This window comes from Ruegeria sp. CF8, assembly GCF_056537285.1.
The window spans coordinates 45,054-61,562 of the sequence record NZ_JBQFRG010000011.1 but is presented as its reverse complement, the minus strand read 5'-3'; the positions used below and the strand labels follow the sequence as shown (position 1 = coordinate 61,562).

At 53.7% G+C, this 16,509-nt stretch carries 16 protein-coding genes and 1 tRNA gene; 12 read left to right on the top strand and 5 right to left on the bottom strand.

Annotation, left to right across the window (positions count from 1 at the left end):
- The first annotated feature begins 56 nt into the window (after nucleotides 1–56).
- The 3 genes from radC to ACR0EV_RS20495 all read left to right on the top strand — a co-directional run bounded on the left by radC (nucleotide 57) and on the right by ACR0EV_RS20495 (nucleotide 2,566).
- Complete coding sequence (gene radC, locus ACR0EV_RS20505; RefSeq protein WP_480801789.1) at nucleotides 57–986, top strand: RadC family protein; 930 nt, start codon at nucleotides 57–59, stop codon at nucleotides 984–986.
- 53 nt (nucleotides 987–1,039) lie between these two features.
- Entirely contained in the window at nucleotides 1,040–1,441 is a 402-nt protein-coding gene (locus tag ACR0EV_RS20500; protein ID WP_480801788.1) for a thermonuclease family protein, read from the top strand.
- Nucleotides 1,442–1,519: 78 nt separating this feature from the next.
- Complete coding sequence (locus ACR0EV_RS20495; protein WP_480801787.1) at nucleotides 1,520–2,566, top strand: hypothetical protein; 1,047 nt, start codon at nucleotides 1,520–1,522, stop codon at nucleotides 2,564–2,566.
- 200 nt (nucleotides 2,567–2,766) lie between these two features.
- On the opposite strand, the gene ACR0EV_RS20490 is transcribed toward ACR0EV_RS20495, so the two are convergent.
- Nucleotides 2,767–3,825, bottom strand: a complete 1,059-nt coding sequence (locus tag ACR0EV_RS20490; protein WP_480801786.1) for a hypothetical protein — start codon at nucleotides 3,823–3,825, stop codon at nucleotides 2,767–2,769.
- Between the two features lie 281 nt (nucleotides 3,826–4,106).
- Between ACR0EV_RS20490 and ACR0EV_RS20485 the strand changes: the two genes are divergently transcribed.
- The 3 genes from ACR0EV_RS20485 to ACR0EV_RS20475 are packed head-to-tail and all read left to right on the top strand — an operon-like array spanning nucleotide 4,107 to nucleotide 6,953.
- A complete protein-coding gene (locus tag ACR0EV_RS20485; RefSeq protein WP_480801785.1) occupies nucleotides 4,107–4,898 on the top strand; it encodes a helix-turn-helix domain-containing protein in 792 nt (263 codons plus the stop codon).
- The gene (locus ACR0EV_RS20480; RefSeq protein WP_480801784.1) at nucleotides 4,873–6,411 is read left to right on the top strand and encodes a GNAT family N-acetyltransferase; all 1,539 of its coding nucleotides are present in this window, start codon (nucleotides 4,873–4,875) and stop codon (nucleotides 6,409–6,411) included. Before ACR0EV_RS20485 ends, ACR0EV_RS20480 begins: the two co-directional genes overlap by 26 nt.
- Nucleotides 6,408–6,953, top strand: a complete 546-nt coding sequence (locus ACR0EV_RS20475) for an ATP-binding protein (RefSeq protein WP_480801783.1) — start codon at nucleotides 6,408–6,410, stop codon at nucleotides 6,951–6,953. The genes ACR0EV_RS20480 and ACR0EV_RS20475 overlap by 4 nt, the downstream gene beginning before the upstream one ends.
- 451 nt (nucleotides 6,954–7,404) lie before the next feature.
- Here the strand turns inward: ACR0EV_RS20475 and ACR0EV_RS20470 are convergent.
- The 4 genes from ACR0EV_RS20470 to ACR0EV_RS20455 form a co-directional block, all read right to left on the bottom strand.
- Nucleotides 7,405–7,481 (bottom strand) — tRNA-Arg (locus ACR0EV_RS20470).
- A gap of 64 nt (nucleotides 7,482–7,545) precedes the next feature.
- Nucleotides 7,546–8,931, bottom strand: coding sequence for a sensor histidine kinase (locus ACR0EV_RS20465; RefSeq protein ID WP_480801893.1), 1,386 nt, complete (start codon nucleotides 8,929–8,931; stop codon nucleotides 7,546–7,548).
- Between the two features lie 15 nt (nucleotides 8,932–8,946).
- The gene (locus ACR0EV_RS20460; protein ID WP_480801782.1) at nucleotides 8,947–10,365 is read right to left on the bottom strand and encodes a dihydrolipoyl dehydrogenase family protein; all 1,419 of its coding nucleotides are present in this window, start codon (nucleotides 10,363–10,365) and stop codon (nucleotides 8,947–8,949) included.
- Between the two features lie 3 nt (nucleotides 10,366–10,368).
- Entirely contained in the window at nucleotides 10,369–11,100 is a 732-nt protein-coding gene (locus ACR0EV_RS20455; protein WP_480801892.1) for a TVP38/TMEM64 family protein, read from the bottom strand.
- 296 nt (nucleotides 11,101–11,396) lie between these two features.
- On the opposite strand from ACR0EV_RS20455, the gene rpmH reads away from it, so the two are divergent.
- From rpmH to ACR0EV_RS20425, 6 genes are all read left to right on the top strand, one after another.
- Nucleotides 11,397–11,531: a 50S ribosomal protein L34 gene (gene rpmH, locus ACR0EV_RS20450; RefSeq protein ID WP_005980833.1), complete on the top strand. Its 135-nt coding sequence runs from the start codon at nucleotides 11,397–11,399 to the stop codon at nucleotides 11,529–11,531.
- Nucleotides 11,532–11,556: 25 nt separating this feature from the next.
- A complete protein-coding gene (gene rnpA, locus ACR0EV_RS20445) occupies nucleotides 11,557–11,982 on the top strand; it encodes a ribonuclease P protein component (protein WP_171672764.1) in 426 nt (141 codons plus the stop codon).
- The gene (gene yidD / locus ACR0EV_RS20440; RefSeq protein WP_480801781.1) at nucleotides 11,979–12,224 is read left to right on the top strand and encodes a membrane protein insertion efficiency factor YidD; all 246 of its coding nucleotides are present in this window, start codon (nucleotides 11,979–11,981) and stop codon (nucleotides 12,222–12,224) included. The genes rnpA and yidD overlap by 4 nt, the downstream gene beginning before the upstream one ends.
- Nucleotides 12,225–12,291: 67 nt before the next feature.
- The gene (locus ACR0EV_RS20435; RefSeq protein ID WP_480801891.1) at nucleotides 12,292–13,908 is read left to right on the top strand and encodes an acyl-CoA dehydrogenase family protein; all 1,617 of its coding nucleotides are present in this window, start codon (nucleotides 12,292–12,294) and stop codon (nucleotides 13,906–13,908) included.
- 43 nt (nucleotides 13,909–13,951) lie between these two features.
- Entirely contained in the window at nucleotides 13,952–14,845 is an 894-nt protein-coding gene (gene ttcA / locus ACR0EV_RS20430; RefSeq protein ID WP_480801780.1) for a tRNA 2-thiocytidine(32) synthetase TtcA, read from the top strand.
- Nucleotides 14,846–14,889: 44 nt separating this feature from the next.
- Nucleotides 14,890–16,446, top strand: a complete 1,557-nt coding sequence (locus ACR0EV_RS20425; RefSeq protein ID WP_480801779.1) for a putative bifunctional diguanylate cyclase/phosphodiesterase — start codon at nucleotides 14,890–14,892, stop codon at nucleotides 16,444–16,446.
- Nucleotides 16,447–16,509: the final 63 nt, after the last annotated feature.

Here is a 16,509-nt window from a genome sequence, read left to right as displayed (position 1 = left end):
CGTTAACCATCAATTCACCAATCTGGCGGCTGTGTAAGCATGAGATAGGTTCGGAGATGACAAGCCAATTGCTGGGCCAACTAAAGAGCGCACTGGGCAGTAAGAAAAAGAATAAACGCGCATCCTACAAACGAGACGATTTGACTGGGTTTTCGGAGGACGCACTTCGCGGGCTGGAGGATCTTGATGCACGGACACCGCCGCCTGACGCAATAATTGAGCCTGCGTATTCGCCCGCGTATGTCAATCGCGACCGTTTGTCCCCTAAGTACGCGGCAGGAGGCGGTTTGGTGAAGGGTGACGACGGCGCGAAGAGACCCCACTATTGGGGTCATAGAGAGCGTTTACGGCAGCGATTTCTCAAGGGCGGTCATGAACCTATGCCCGAGTACGAACTTCTGGAACTCTTATTGTTCAACGCAATCCCTAGGATCGATGTCAAGCCGCTGGCAAAACGTTTACTAGCGGAATTTGGAGACTTGAACGGTGTTATTGCAGCGTCAAAGCATCGTGTGCTTCAGGTGGATGGGACTAACGAATGGGTTTATTACCACCTCCGAGTTGTCGAGGCCTTTGGGCACAGAATGGCTCAGGCCAAGCTCGTCGCCCGCGATGTTCTTTCTTCCTGGGATGAATTGGTGAACTACTGCCGTACAGCAATGGCACATCGAGAAACGGAGCAATTCCGCATCCTATATTTGGATAGAAAGAACGTTCTGATCGCTGATGAAGAACAAGCACGTGGGACAGTTGATCATGTGCCGGTTTACCCGAGAGAGATCGTCAAGCGCGGTTTAGAGCTCAATGCAAGCTCGCTCATCATGGTTCACAACCATCCTTCTGGCGATCCTACTCCAAGCCAGGCTGACATTAGCACGACTGAACGTGTGAGAGAGGCCTGCGATACCTTAGGTATTCTCATCCATGACCACGTCATCATTGGAAAAAAAGAAGAATATTCGTTCAGAGCAAATGGACAGTTGTAGAGGCGTCAGCTACCCAGGTCTTTGTTGGAGCGAAGCTCAAGGGCCTGTTGTTCATGAAATACATCCTATCCCTTGTAATCACAGCCTGTGCCACCGTCGCCCACGCTGACGGCGTTTATGTGAGAGACGCTGACACGATTGTTGTCAACGGCACTCCGGTCCGTTTGAACGGTGTCGATGCACCCGAGCTAAGCACCAGATCAGGGCAGGACGCAAAGCGCTGGATGGTCAACTACCTCCGAGGGAAAACCGTTTCATGTGATCTCAATGGGGATCGCACTCATGATCGATGGGTGGGTATCTGCTACGTGAATGGTCAAGACATCGGAGCGGCCGTAATCGCCGCTGGACACGCACTGGACTGCGCGCGCTATTCAGGCGGGCGTTACAAGGAACTGGAGACTCCAGCAGCTAAATCAAGGCTCAAAAGAGCGAGATATTGTAAGCGTAGATGAGCCCCAGGCCGTCGCTGGCCCGGCTATGGTGTTTGCTCGTGCGATTTCCATCGGACCGCACCAACTGAAAGTCACAGAATGACATTAATCCGCACAAAAATCACACCAGAAGGCGCGGTCATGGTCTCTGATATCATGCTGAGTAAGGATCAACCTTCTCTAGAAAAAGAATCAATGTGGCTTATCGCAGAAGGTCGAATTGACGAAACCAACTATTCGACTTCCGGCCATACGCAAAAAACAATCCTGTTTAATCGAAGATGCCTTTTTCAATGGGCAGGACAAATGGTTGTTGCCCGTTCCATCTACAAATTTTTGAAGCCACATATCAAAGCTCCCTTTGAGGAGATCGAAAGATTGCTAGCCCTTGAGTTTTCAACCAAAGACCTCGACGCGGTGGCTTTCAGTATTGTCAGGATAAATTCCGGGCGAATGGAGTTCTTCGGCCATCATGGGGAGCATGTTTCGCAAGGCAACACAATGAATTGGATTGCTGGAAGTGGCGCTTACATTGCCGATCCACGAAATCATCCTGCTGACAGAACCTTCACTGAGACAATCGAAGGCGAGGGAATAATCGATGACGAAACATCTGACCTACTCATCCGCCTATACAACGGCGAAGTGGGTGCGTATGTGTATGACCCTTACCGTTCAGGTGGCTGGTATGAAGTTACTATAGTCAAGGACCAACTGTTTCATCGAGTACCTTATGTCGTCTGCTACTACGATTTGGATGAACTGGAAAGAACCGGCTCCAAGGACCCGACACTGGCAATCTTCTCTAGATACATGAATGACCGACTACTCATTCATCGCGTTTGGGGAAACAGTTCATCCTCTATTGTCAATGTTGTTGGAAGTTTCAAAGACCGCCTCAAGGGCGAAGTGACTGAGCCTGGCCGCTATTTCTTAGGGGGCTTGAATAGCTGGGCACTGGTGGTTCAGGTAACGCTTCGGTCCGGGGATCAGCAGATTGTTAGTCGGGTCATTCAAAACTCAGCTCCAGTCGATGATGTTGAGATTCTTGACATCAACGAACCCAAGTTTTTGGCGAACAAAGAGACTAATGAATTTCTAAAACAGCAACTTGAACGGCCGCAGTCGAAACTTACGGACATATGAGCTTCCAACATTGGAAAGGAGCACAGTGTAAGGGAAATTGGACTCTTTTGTTAACCGGGGTAAGAGCCCAATGTCGCCGTTGTCAGTTGTCAGGGATTCTGCGGCGCAGGTCTCAGAACTGAACATTCGATACAACAGGACGGCACCTGACCGTAAAAACTAGCGTGGGGCAGAAAGCTCCCTGTTGTTCGGATACGAAGTCAATCAATGATTAGACCGGCATCCACCTCCGCCAAATCAAGAAGCGAAACTATTTGTTCTTCCGTTAGTTCTCTTAGGTCCCACCTGGGTTGCTCTGAGATCCCGACGTCCTCTAGGAGACTTTTTCGGATTAACCGTTTACGAAACGCGGCATTGTAAAGGAGACGTACCGTAGAGATTCTTGCACTGCTCCGATAGTGCGTTTGGAGTTCGGCATCATCGAACACGCTATGCTTGCTACAGTATTTGATAAAGTCTGCCTCTGACGAGAAGTCTTTTCTTTTCTTGCTTTCCAGTGCAACGCATAGGGACGTAGCTACGGACCGGTAATACGCGGGTCCTTTCTTGTCGCTAGTTCTATAAATCACCACCAAGTCTCCAGGTGAAATTCGGCTTAGAGCAAGTTTACCAACATAAATCTTTTCAATGGTGTTGGAATGAGACACGTCTTTCACGATGTCCACTGGGTCTGTAGCGAGCTTAGAATCTGGAAGGAGCTTTGTGTGATACTCGGGATAGACGGCTAGCAGCCAGTATCGACAACCTTCCATGGAGAAACGCGGATAGTTTTTTCGAAAATCTTCCGATTCAGCAGTCAGGTCCTTGGAGTACACACTCTCGACACCGCTTTGGGTTGTCTTCGTTCCATGAAAAGCAAAACCATATCTCTCAAGTAATTCGATTAAGTTCTCGTGAACAGGGAAAACTGTTACATAGATCCCAACGCACTTCTCTGAGATAGCGCGATCGAAAGCTTTTTTGATCACGCGTTCTCCGGCTTTGGTTCCAGCAGCATTAATTTTTAACGTTCCAACCTTTAACCATTTACCTGCGCCGAGTTGCGGATCAACGTCGGTAATGGGACCATCCTCTGTTTTTACATAAAGCATGCCTTCGATAGACCCCGAGGCTTCGTCCTCCAAAATGTAGGCGGTCTCGTCTGCCTTAGACGCAAACCATTTTTCAAATCCGCCGTACGCGGCCTTGAGGCTTTCGAAGAATGGGGCGTTAATATCGACTTGCCCAAGTTCTTTCTCTTTCAATACTCTTTTGACCATTTTTTTCCCAATGCTCGATATGGTAGTGGAGCGCGCGCCAGCACAACCAAATGGCGTAGAGGTACTTCTAAAGTCAACGGAATTCAGTACTTTTTTGCTTGGCGGTCCATCACTCTTGGTAGCTATACGCTATGACCAAAACTCAAATCGGTTGTAAGTCTGACGAAAGCATGCGTGAAGATTGCTACATAAAGCAACCAGGCCCTGAATTCGGTTGGGCCTCGATATTCCTTGCGAGGAATATGCTTGGCTTGTAAGTGTACTAAAAAAGTGAGGCGAGCATGGGCAAGTTAACTGGAAAGATTGTTGAGGCAACGGCAGTCACTTCTGGTGAAGAAGAACCAATGGTGGGGCCAGAATTACGGCGGCTACGGCTGCTAGCAGGACTTACACAATGCGAAATTGCAGAACGTATGAACGTTCAGCAAGCAGCAGTCTCGAAAATCGAGCAAGGTGGTGAGATCTACCTGAGAACCGTTAAAAGATATATCGAAGCGCTTGGAGCGTCTTTGCGTTTGACTGCGCACTTTCCGTCTGACGCTCCGTTGTCCATGATGCTCCGTGAAGCGTTCGATGTCGAACAAGGACATGATGATCAACTAGTCCTGCCTCTTCTTGGTGATGAGCCTTTCAAGCCTCAACGGGATGTCGTTCTTTCAATTAAGCCCGTCTATACTGAAAAGATTCTTGAAGGCAGGAAGACGGTTGAGCTACGTCGCCGGTTTCCAGTGTCAGCCCCTAACGGTACGTTAGCTTACATCTATTCTACCTCACCGGTTAAAGCGATGGTTGGTACGGCGGCAATCCGAGATGTTTTGAAGCTTCCCGTCGAACAAATTTGGACCGAGTTTGAGAGTACCGCGTACATTCAACGCGACCAGTTCGACAAGTATTTTGATGGTTTGGATCATGGTTTCGCGCTGGTAATTGGCGACGTGAAAACCTTCTCAAGACCCTTGCCGCTTAGCGAACTTCGCTCGAAGTTTGGTTTCGAACCCCCCCAATCCTTCCTTTACGCTAAGCGTGATCTGCGAAAGGCCCTTCAAAATGAGCCAGCAATCGTATCTCATTGATACGAATATTCTGATCGGGCTGGAGGATTATCGTAAGGTCGAGACAGCATACGCTAGATTTCTCAATCTGGCCTCAGCGCATAAGGTCGACATTTATGTTCACGAAGCCGCAAAAGACGATATTGCAAGAGACAAGGATGCTGAACGTCAACGAATTTCTTTAAGCAAAGTCGCTAAATACCGTGTTTTGAAGAGGCGTCGGGGGCTCACAGTCGGGGAACTCGACACATCGTTTGGCCCGCTGAAGAAAGCGAATGACGTAGTGGATGCGACATTACTCCACGCTTTAGAAAGTGGAGCGGTCGACTTTCTGGTCACACAAGACAAAGGTTTACACCAGCGCGCTCAAAAACGTTCAGCGGAGCTCGGTCGTCGAGTCCTTTTCGTCGGCGACGCAATCGAGCTCCTCGTACAGACATATGAACCTAAAGCGGTTCCAATCAGACATGTCGCCGAAGTGAACGCGCATGAAATCGATCACCGAGATCGGTTTTTCGACAGCCTTCGGGATGGATACCCAAAGTTTGATGCTTGGTGGCGCGAGAAGTGTGTCAAACAACATCGAGCCTGTTGGGTAGTGTACGACAACGGAATTCTTGCAGGTTTGGTCGTCCGAAAAGATGAAACCGCTGGTGACACTGATGCCGTTACTCCGGCGCAGAAAATTCTAAAGGTTTGTACCTTCAAAGTCGCCCCAGAGAGCCGAGGTGTAAAACTTGGTGAACTTTTGCTGAAACAGGTACTTTGGTATGCTCAGACGAATGGATATGATCTAGCATATCTCACAACATACGATGACCAAGCCTCACTGATGGAGTTGCTCGAATACTACGGATTTGAGAATGCAGGCACAAATGGCGACGGTGAGCATATCTATGAGCGAGCATTCGCCCCCCATTCTCTCTCACGAGTCGAAAATGTCCCAGAATTTGATCTGGCTCGCGAGAATTACCCTCGATTTCTGTTTACCTCCGATACGCGAGGGTTTGGTATTCCGATCAAGGAGGGATATCACGACACGCTTTATCCTGATCTTTGGAACCCAAGACAGCCCGATTTGTTTGCTGACGCGTCTCGTGCAAGTGTCCCTACTCGACCAGGAAACACCATTCGCAAGGTATACTTGTGTCGTGCGTCATCGAACCTGGGCCCTCCCGGATCGCTCCTTTTCTTCTACAAGGGATTATCAAAAGAAAAACCATCGCAAGCCGTCACGGCACTTGGTGTCCTTGAGAGCGTTACGCTTGCGCGGTCGACAAAGGACCTAATGCATTTGACAGGTGGCAGGTCAGTCTACAGTGAAGAAGAACTTGACGCATGGTCCGCCTCGACTAGGCGGCCGGTCAAGGTCATTAACTTCCTGCTGGTCTCATATATTGAACCGCCCGTCTCTCTTGCTGAGCTTGTAACGATGGGAATTGTCAATGGTCATCCTCCGCAGTCGGTATATGAGTTGCGACACGATCTTCTGACTGAATTGGTCGAAAGGTCAAACTTGGAGTTTGCAGTATGACGCAAAGCATCATCGCCTTCACTGGAATTTCGGGCGTTGGCAAGACCACTTTCTTACGGAAGCTGCAGGATCACATATCGTTTCAACATTTAACCGGTGGCAGCCTTATCTCGAAGGCACGAGAGGCCTCTCGTGCGGACAGGGACAAACTGCGGATATCAGATCTGGATGAAAATCAGAGACTTTTGATTCACGGATTTACGCAAGCGCGCGATCCAGAAGCGAGATTTGTCATTATGGACGGTCACGTCATAATTGATAATTCAAATGGCACCCAAGATATCCCAACCGCCGTATTTGAGAAATTGGGTATAAATATGATGGTTCATCTTGAAGCAGAGCCAGTCACCATTCTAAGCAATCGCGAAAATGACAAGGATCGCAACCGGCCCGTTTGTCCAGCAGAAGTTCTTTACCGGCACCAAGAGCGATCCCGCAAACGCGCCATGGAAATTGCCGGTGCATTGTCCGTAAACTGCATTGAAGTCTCCCATGATGACGTAATCTCGCTCGCCGAAATTCTTCGCAAGTCTACCATGTGATTAGCTGTCCAATGAGGATAGCGTTGCCGCCTTCCGGACTGCTCGGGTAACTAGCGTATAGGCTCGTGTTCGCTTTGTGGTATCGAATCTACGTCAGTCAATTAGGTCAATAGAGACTTCTTGCGTAATCGCAGCTAACTACAGCTATGTGGCCCATCTACATACTTCGGTTCGTACGGGAACAATTCCATCTTCTTCGGTTAGGTTTAAGTGCAATGACCGTTCCCGTCGATAATTTGCCCCAGAGCTCGCAGAAACTATCTAATTCTCAATGTCAGAACTGGGTAAAAACCTATATTAGAACTGTCCCTGAGCGCTTGCAGGCCTGGAAATAGACATCACGGCCAAAGACATGAGGTGTTCTAACCGAATAGGCCAATTGAAAGTCGGCGGGTATGTTGGCGGGTAGCTGGTAAAAACCGCCATTTTTTCCAATGAATTCAAAGGAAAGTGGCGGACCGAGGAGGATTCGAACCCCCGACCCCTTGATTCGTAGTCAAGTACTCTATCCAGCTGAGCTATCGGTCCGCGTTGGTGAAGCGGTGTTTAGACCTGCCGCCTCAGACGTGCAAGTCGATTCTTCAAAAATTTTTCAAAAAGTCATGTCGCCACGTGGAAGGCTAATTTCAAACACTGTTCCTTCGGGTCCGGTGTGTTTCAAACTCAGGTCCCCACCATGTCCGCGCACAAGTTCCTGAGAAATGGCCAACCCCAAACCCGAACCGCCCTTTCGAACTCCGCCCTGGAATGGTGTGAACAGGTTCTCGCGCGCTTTTGGTGGAAGCCCCGGGCCTGTATCGCGGATTTCAATGCACCACGTATCTCCATTTTCGCAGCCAGCAATTGTTACACGCCCAGGTTTGGCAGATGCGACCAGTGCCTGACGCGCGTTGCGTACGAGGTTCATGATGACCCGGAACAATTGTTCGGGATCTGCGCGGACAATCAGGTCTTCTGGCACTTCGTTTACGATTTCAACGCAGGCATCAGCGACAGCAAGCTGCTCACTGGCTGCCACATCTGCAGCCAGCGCCCGTACAGGAACCATCGTCAAGGTGGGCGCGGGTTCTTCCGCGCGTCCAAAGGCCAGCGTGCTTTCGCACAGCGACACAGCGCGGGTGATGGAGTTCACCAATTTCGGAGCCATCCGACGAACCAAGGGATCGTCGCTGGATTCGATCCTGTCGGTGAACAGCTGTGCCGACGTTAAGATATTGCGCAGATCGTGACTGACTTTGGCAACCGCCCCACCCAGTTGTGCAAGTCTTTCACGCTGTCGCAACGCCTGTGTCAGATCCGTCTGCAGCATTTTCAAAGCCTCTTCGGCCTCGCGCAGTTCCGTAACTTTCGAGTTTGGCGAGATAATGCCCCGCGCGTCTTCGGGTGCGCTGGCATAGCGTTGCATGTAGCCCACAACACTTTTGATCGGACGAACAAGAACCACACGCACTGCAAGAAACAACAGTGAAGCGGTGATGATCGAAATGACAAAAGACAGACCCAAAATGCGCAGTCCGTAGTCCACCATCGCCATACGCAATGGGGCGCTGTCCATGGTGACCTCGATCAAGAGCCCCGCGCCTTTGACGGGTTCTCCAATAACTCGAATGATCTCGTTTTCGGGCTTGAAAATCCGGCTCATGGCATCGCGGATCAGAACCCAAGGGCCCGCATCGCGCAGATCATATGTCTGGGTGATCGATTCCGGAATCGGTGATGACAACATAAGCTGCCGAACTTCGTCACGACGCAACACGACGTTATAGACACCGGCATTCGCCAGCAGTTCCGCCTCGAGGTCCTCGGCCAGCATATCGTCTGCCAGCAATGCGAGCGAGGCAATCTGGGCACGCTCCAGACGGTTCAGCAGGAAATCCTCACGGAACCGAGCGATAGACGGGACAAAAATCAGGATTTCGGCCAACATGACGAAGACCGTCGTCAGGATCAGAAATCGGCCCGACAGCGAATTCAAAATGCGCCCCTCCTCAGGTCAGGGAATCCAGCGCTGGACGAACCTGACCACTCGTTTAACTGTCTGATTCTCAAACAGCCTTGGCGTGAAATAAGCACCCGCCACGCGTTTGTTAAGCTCTCCGATCGTCGGATAAGGCGAAACCATCGCGGCGATCTGCCCCATCTTCAGGTTATTGGCCAATGCCAGCGACCACAAGTTGATCAACTCGCCTGCCTGATAGCCCACAATTGTCGCCCCGACAGGTCGACCTTTTACAACCATGACTTTGATGAAGCCCTTTGTTTTACGTTCGGATATCGCCCGGTCGTTGTGGTGATAGTCAAAGCGGGCAACTTCCAATTTTTCACCATGCTGGTCGCGGGCCTGTGCTTCGGTCAGGCCGACCTGCGCCAGTTCCGGATCGGTATAGGTCGCCCAGGGGATATGCGAGGTTTTGGCTTTGGACGGCAGGCCAAACAACGCCGAGCGAATAATGATACCCGCATGATACCCCGCCACATGGGTAAACTGCAGCCCACCCGCAACATCACCGATGGCATAGACCTTGCGGTTTGTCGTCCTCAGGGCTTCATCGGTTTTGATGCCGGTCCGGGTGCGCTCAATTCCTGCCACCTCCAGGTTCAGGCTTTCAACATTGGCCTTACGTCCGGCCGCAATTAAAAGATGGGTGCCCCGGTGAATCTCACCGTTTTCGGTCACGACCTCTACTGCACCTTCGCTGCCTCGGATTTGCGCCACCATAGCGTTTTCGTGGATGTCGACGCCCTCATTTCGCAACGTCTCCAACACCAGCGAGGCGGCTTCGGGGTCGTCTTTGCCCAACGCCTTCTGACCTTCGATGACCGTGACCTGACTACCGAGCCGTTGATGGGCCTGCGCCATTTCCATACCGATTGGGCCGCCGCCAATGATCAGCAGGTGATCCGGTCGCTCGCGCAGGTCGAAAATGGTTTCATTCGTATAGTAAGGAACCGTGTCCAACCCCGGGATTGGCGGCACCAAGGGCGATGACCCGGTCGCAATCACGATTCGGCGCGCAGAGATCACGTAATCCCCGGCCTGCACTTGGTTGGAAGAGATAAAGGTGCCGTATTCGCGGATCACCTTGACGCCAAATCCTTCGAACCGTTCCTGGCTGTCCATCGGTTCGATCTGGGCGATGACGTTATGCACATGATCCTTGGCCGCCGCATAATCGATCTGAGGGGCCGCATCCGCGATCCCGAATGCTGCGGAATGCGCCTGACCATAAGCGGCCTTCCCGCTTGCGATCAGCGCTTTGGATGGGACGCAGCCGAAGTTCAGGCAATCTCCGCCCATCTTGTGCCCTTCCAGCAGGACCACATCCGCGCCCATCTGACTGGCCCCAGCTGCAACCGACAGCCCGCCCGACCCGGCCCCAATGACCAGGAGGTCTGTTTTCAGTTCGGTCATGGCTCAACTGTCCTTTTTTGCACGCAAGGCTTTGATAACGATGGGCAAAGCGGCCAGAACGCACAAGCCGATAATGGGCCCGATCACGAACGGCTCCCACAATAACGACACATCCGGAGTTTCACCGCGGTCGAACACACCACCAAGCCCGACACCAATCCAAGTGTAGACTATCCCGCCCGGAATAATGCCCAGCGCCGTGGTGATCAGGAAGTTGCGGAACTTTACGCCAACCAAAGCAGGCACCAGATTGGCCACAAAGAACGGAACAACCGGCACCAACCGCAACAGGAACAGGACCGAGATCTCGTTCTCGCGTAGACCGTCTTTCAGTTTCTTGACCGTCCCTTCCGAGGATTCCAACCGGGCGGTCAGCGACTCACCCAACCCCCAGCGTGCAGCCAGAAAAATCGCCGAGGCTCCGATGGTCGCTGCCACAACGTTGAAAACCGTGCCCGCAAACAGGCCAAACAGGAACCCACCCGTCATCGACGCCACCGCAGCCCCCGGCAACGAGAACGCCACAATGACGATGTAAATGGCGACAAAGGCAGCCGCCATGACCCAATAGTGACCGTCCCGCCAAGCCAGCAAAGCCTCGCGATTGTCTCGCAGGGTTTCAAAGCTCAGATAATCGCCAAGCGTGAAAAACCCCGCGACGGCAACACCAAGGATAACCAGCAATGGAATATGGCGCGCAAACCCGCTGCGTGGCGCCTGGCTTGTTTCGGACATAAGGTTTTCCGGTTCTTTCTGCTTCATCTTGTGCTCAAGATGCGCTGCCGGGCGGTCCAGCAACAGGGGGATCACGGGGCCTTGATCTTTGTGGCCCCGAATGTGAGAGATTCCTTCGATATTTGGGTGTTTTGAAATCTTTTCGCCTTTGCGGTTACAGAATTGTTGCAAAAGGCGCGAAAACCCGGTTGTTGGGGTTTGACTTACCCCCCGCTTAGCAGTAGAGGACGGGCTTCGAACACTAGGGCCAGGCGAATCCGCGCCGCACCCGACCGCTATAGATTGGAGACGGAGCGATGAAACGCACCTATCAGCCTTCGAACCTGGTTCGCAAACGCCGCCACGGTTTCCGCGCGCGCATGGCCACCAAGGCCGGCCGCAAGATCCTGAACGCACGCCGCGCACGCGGCCGCAAATCGCTGAGCGCGTAAACCGCTCACCGATCAGGTTATGAACATGACGCCGCCGGAGGCCCCTGTGGATGGTAAACACCACCCCGGGAACATGCCCCCGGCGGCGTCCGTTTGTGCGCCGGTCTCTTTGACGGTTCTCAAAAATCGATCAGACTTCCTGAAAGCTGCACGAGCGCGGCGGCAAGGCACATCTTCCATGATGGTCCAGGCCCGCAAGCGTGCGCCCGACGAAGCCTGTGGCATTCGCGTGGGTTTTACCTGCTCGAAGAAAGTGGGCAACGCTGTCGCGCGCAACCGCGCAAAGCGCCGTCTGCGCGAAGCTGCACGGGCCATTTTGCCCGAGGCGGGCCGCGATGGGTGGGATTACGTTCTGATCGGCCGCGCCGAGGTCACGGCCAACCGCCCCTACGACGCCCTGTTGGGCGACTTGCGCTATGCATTGCGCAAGGTGCATGCTTCGGGCAAATGACCCTTCTATCCCATATCGTCGCCCTGCCCGTTCGGGCATACCGGCTGATCTTCAGCCCTTGGGTCGGGTTTAACTGCCGTTACCAGCCAACATGTTCAGCCTATGCGCTTGAAGCGTTAGAGAAACACGGGGCGGTCAAAGGATCCTATTTGGCGGCTCGGCGAATTTGTCGTTGCCACCCATGGGGGGGCGATGGCTACGATCCCGTGCCCGACTGCGAACATCACGACCAGTCATGCTGACCTCTCGTCAGACTTGACCGCTGCGCCCCGTGCCGGAACAGTTGAATCCGTACAACCCGAGGTCAGGATGCCATCCCACGCGCGCCATACTCTGCCGACCCACGATGTCCTGAATCAGCCGCCTGTGCGCGGTGATACCGATCTCTGGTCGTCTGACCCGGTCTTGCAAAGCGTCGCGAACGCAGCGGGTGCGCGCGGTGCGGACTTGGCGGCTTACGGAAAATCGCTGGGAACCGAAAAAACGCGGGGCTTGGGGCGCGATGCCAACCGGCACCCCCCTGAACTCTGGCTTTTTGATCAGGGCGGCCGACGTTTGGATGAAGTGCGGTTTCACCCTACGTATCACCAGATGATGCAGATAAGCCAATCCGCCGGATACGCGGCTCTGGCCTGGGACGGACAGCCCGGCGGCCATGCGACCCACGCGGCGATGGTGTATTTGGCTGGACTGGTCGAACCCGGGCACTGTTGCCCTTTGACAATGACCTATGCGGCGGTTCCAGCACTCGCCGTCAACGAGCAAATCGCTTCTGTCTGGGCTCCACGGTTGACCGCGCGGCACTACGACCCTTCAACACGCCCCATCACCGAAAAGTCCAGCGCAACGTTGGGCATGGCCATGACCGAAAAACAGGGCGGCTCGGATGTGCGGGCCAATACGACCATCGCGATACGCGACGGGGATCATTGGCGGCTGCGTGGGCACAAATGGTTCTGCTCGGCTCCGATGTCAGACGGGTTTCTGACCCTCGCGCAAGCCCCCGGCGGGTTGACGTGTTTTCTGGTGCCCCGATGGCTGGAGGGGGAACGCAATGCGATCCATCTGATGCGGTTGAAAGACAAGCTGGGCAACAAATCCAACGCGTCGGCGGAAATCGAATACCACGACGCTCTGGCCTATCAAATGGGTGATGAAGGTGCGGGCATCCGCACCATTTTGGAAATGGTGCACCACACGAGGCTCGATACTGCAATGGCTCCGGCGAGCCTTATGCGTGCCGCGCTTAACGAAGCGCATCACTGGGTGACGCATCGCAGCGCTTTTCAACGGCGATTGATTGATCAACCGCTGATGCGCGCCGTGCTGGCTGATCTTGTACTCGACTGGGAAGGCGCACTGACCCTGGGGATGCGCGTCGCCAAAGCCTTTGACGGCAAACGACCCGAAGACAAAGCCTTTGCTCGGATCGCTGTCGCTTTGGCCAAGTTTCTCAACAACAAACGCTGCCCTGTCGTTGTCGTCGAGGCGATGGAGGTGCTGGGCGGCATGGGATATGTCGAAGACACACCGTTGCCGTTGATCTACCGCGAGGCACCTCTGAACAGCATTTGGGAAGGGTCAGGTAACGTAATTTGCCTGGATATCCTGCGGACTCTGGCACGTGAACCTTTAGCTGCCGAGGCTTTGCAGGCAGAACTGGACACTGCGATAGGCGTCGACAAGGGCTATGATGCAGCTCTGACCGCACATCGCAGCCGCTGGCCTGGGCTACCGCCCGAAGCTGAGGCGCGTTGGTACGTTGAACGCACGGCCTTGCTGTTGACGGCAGCGCAACTGCTGCGTCACGCACCGGGTCCCGTCGCGGACGGCTTCATTGCCACGCGTTTGAACGCGCAGAGTGGTCGCACCGCTGGCGCAGTTGCCGGGTTGGACACTGACGCATTGCTGGCCCGCCTCGGCTGATCCGCCACTTGCCCGGTTGCGCCTTCTGCTGTAGGGGCAGCGCATGTTTGATGATGCAGACGATATCCACCCGCTGTTTGCTGGCGCGCCTTCGACCACCGAGTTCAAGAAGTTGCGCAAACGCATCGTGCGCCAAACCCGTGAAGCGATCGAGCAATACGGGATGGTGGACCCGTCCGTACATGACAAAGACGGCAAACCCCCGCGCTGGTTGGTCTGCCTGTCGGGCGGTAAGGACAGTTACACGCTGCTTGCCGTTCTTTACGAACTCAAATGGCGCGGCTTGCTGCCCGTCGATCTGCTGGCTTGCAATCTGGATCAAGGCCAACCCGGCTTTCCCGCCACGGTTCTGCCAGAGTTTTTGGATCGCATGAATGTGCCACACCGGATCGAGTATCAGGACACGTATTCCGTTGTGATGGACAAGGTTCCGCAGGGACGCACCTATTGCGCGCTGTGCTCACGCCTGCGCCGCGGCAACCTGTATCGCATCGCGCGGGAAGAAGGGTGTTCCGCTGTCGTACTGGGCCATCATCGCGACGACATTCTTGAGACATTCTTCATGAACCTCTTCCATGGCGGCCGATTGGCCACCATGCCGCCAAAGCTGGTGAATGAAGAGGGCGATCTGTTCGTCTTCCGCCCGCTAGCCCATGTCGCGGAAGCCGATTGCAAGAAATTCGCCAACGCAATGCAATACCCGATCATTCCCTGCGACCTGTGCGGCAGTCAGGACGGGCTACAGCGCCAACAGGTGAAACAGATTCTCGATCAGTGGGAGAAGAACAGTCCCGGTCGGCGTCAGGTCATGTTCCGCGCGTTAACAAATGCGCGTCCTTCGCATCTTTTGGACGCAAAACTATTTGATTTCATTAACCTTTCAATAAATTCTGACGAAAAAACCACTATCTCGGATGGAATTCCGCAGCTGCGTTAACGACTGACTCAGACTGGTTCCCTAGGCTCGGCGGCGTGTCATTCATGCCCAAGGCCCAAAGCACGATGCGGAACCACTCTACCTTCGACCGTTTCATTCAATCCTTGAAACCCATTCTGAACGGCCCAGCTGCACTTGCGTTTATTCCGGCACTCAGTCTGGGCGCATTCTGGCTTGGGGGTGAACACGCCTTGGTTTTGATGGCATTGGGCCTGCCTCTGGCCATCGCCGGGCTCGGTGCGTTTTCGAACACCCGGTCCAGTCCTCGACGCAGGTCTGCAACTGGGCTTTTGTCAAACGATCACTTCTCATCCGCGCTGACCGAGGTGTTTGCCGAAACCCGTCGAACAGGTGAAGATTCTGCGTGTTTTGCGGTGGTTCTGGATGATTACACAGCGTTGCTCGATCTTCACGGGCAGGCCGCAGCGAACCATGTCGCGCAGCAATTTTATGCGCGTGTCATGTCCATGATCCGCACCAGCGACTGTGCAACGCACATTGGCGAAAACAAGATGATGGTGGTCCTGCGCCCTGAGCGACAACTGGACCTTGAGACCTGCATCCAGATGTCAGGCCGAATGCAATCGGCCATCGAAGAACCTATCATGCTAAATGGTACAGGCGTTTATATGTCATGTTCCATCGGGTTCTGCTTAAGCAGTAGCTTCCCTGAAGGATCGGCCATTGACTGGCGTGACGCCGCAAACAATGCCTTGCTTGAGGCACAACAAAACGGGCCATCCACGATACGCGCCTTTTCGTCCGCGACCCGCCGCCGTGCTCTGGTGCGCACCAATCTGCGCAAAGAATTTGAAACCGCCTTAGACAGCGGCGAAATTCGCCCATGGTTTCAGCCACAAATTTCGACCGACACCGGGCGCGTTACCGGTTTCGAAGCGTTGGCCCGGTGGGAGCATCCCCAAAAGGGGATTCTGGGACCAAACGTCTTTCTGCCATTTGCCGAACACGCCGATCTGATGGGTCGGTTAGGGCAAACCGTGCGGCATTATGCTTTTTCAGCTATGCGCAACTGGGGTCAGTCCAGTTTTCACATACCGCGTATTGGGGTCAATTTTTCTTCCGACGAATTGCGGGACCCGGGCTTGATCGACCGCTTGAAATGGGAGCTGGATCAATTTGACCTGACGCCCGACAGGCTGGCTGTCGAAGTGCTTGAAACGGTTTTCTCTCGTCGACCAGACGATGTCATCACCCGCAACGTCACCGGGCTTGCCGCAATGGGGTGCTGCATTGATTTGGACGACTTTGGAACCGGCCATGCATCAATCGCGTCCATAAAGCGGTTCCACGTATCACGCATTAAGATTGACCGATCCTTTGTCACAAAGGCCGATCAAGACCCCAGCCAACAGCAGCTTGCCAGCGCCATTCTGACCATGGCTGAACGCTTGGATCTGGAAACGCTGGCAGAAGGCGTCGAAACCCCGGGCGAGCATGCACTCATGGCACAACTAGGCTGTGATCACGTTCAGGGCTTTGGTATCGGCAAACCCATGCCTTTCGAAAAAACCAAAGACTGGATCGCGTCATATCGCAACAAACTGGATGGTGTACCCAAAATTGGACGGGAAACAGGTTGAAGAACACCGAATTGGGGCAAAGAAGACCAGTACGTGACGAAATGACGGGCGATTCCGCTTGAC

Excerpts from the sequence above, each read along its gene's own strand:
- radC (WP_480801789.1), top strand. The coding sequence starts at position 57 with ATGACAAGCCAATTGCTGGGCCAACTAAAGAGCGCACTGGGCAGTAAG.
- ACR0EV_RS20500 (WP_480801788.1), top strand. The coding sequence starts at position 1,040 with ATGAAATACATCCTATCCCTTGTAATCACAGCCTGTGCCACCGTCGCC.
- ACR0EV_RS20495 (WP_480801787.1), top strand. The coding sequence starts at position 1,520 with ATGACATTAATCCGCACAAAAATCACACCAGAAGGCGCGGTCATGGTC.
- ACR0EV_RS20490 (WP_480801786.1), bottom strand. The coding sequence starts at position 3,825 with ATGGTCAAAAGAGTATTGAAAGAGAAAGAACTTGGGCAAGTCGATATT.
- ACR0EV_RS20485 (WP_480801785.1), top strand. The coding sequence starts at position 4,107 with ATGGGCAAGTTAACTGGAAAGATTGTTGAGGCAACGGCAGTCACTTCT.
- ACR0EV_RS20480 (WP_480801784.1), top strand. The coding sequence starts at position 4,873 with ATGAGCCAGCAATCGTATCTCATTGATACGAATATTCTGATCGGGCTG.
- ACR0EV_RS20475 (WP_480801783.1), top strand. The coding sequence starts at position 6,408 with ATGACGCAAAGCATCATCGCCTTCACTGGAATTTCGGGCGTTGGCAAG.
- ACR0EV_RS20460 (WP_480801782.1), bottom strand. The coding sequence starts at position 10,365 with ATGACCGAACTGAAAACAGACCTCCTGGTCATTGGGGCCGGGTCGGGC.
- ACR0EV_RS20455 (WP_480801892.1), bottom strand. The coding sequence starts at position 11,100 with ATGTCCGAAACAAGCCAGGCGCCACGCAGCGGGTTTGCGCGCCATATT.
- rpmH (WP_005980833.1), top strand. The coding sequence starts at position 11,397 with ATGAAACGCACCTATCAGCCTTCGAACCTGGTTCGCAAACGCCGCCAC.
- rnpA (WP_171672764.1), top strand. The coding sequence starts at position 11,557 with ATGACGCCGCCGGAGGCCCCTGTGGATGGTAAACACCACCCCGGGAAC.
- yidD (WP_480801781.1), top strand. The coding sequence starts at position 11,979 with ATGACCCTTCTATCCCATATCGTCGCCCTGCCCGTTCGGGCATACCGG.
- ACR0EV_RS20435 (WP_480801891.1), top strand. The coding sequence starts at position 12,292 with ATGCCATCCCACGCGCGCCATACTCTGCCGACCCACGATGTCCTGAAT.
- ttcA (WP_480801780.1), top strand. The coding sequence starts at position 13,952 with ATGTTTGATGATGCAGACGATATCCACCCGCTGTTTGCTGGCGCGCCT.
- ACR0EV_RS20425 (WP_480801779.1), top strand. The coding sequence starts at position 14,890 with ATGCCCAAGGCCCAAAGCACGATGCGGAACCACTCTACCTTCGACCGT.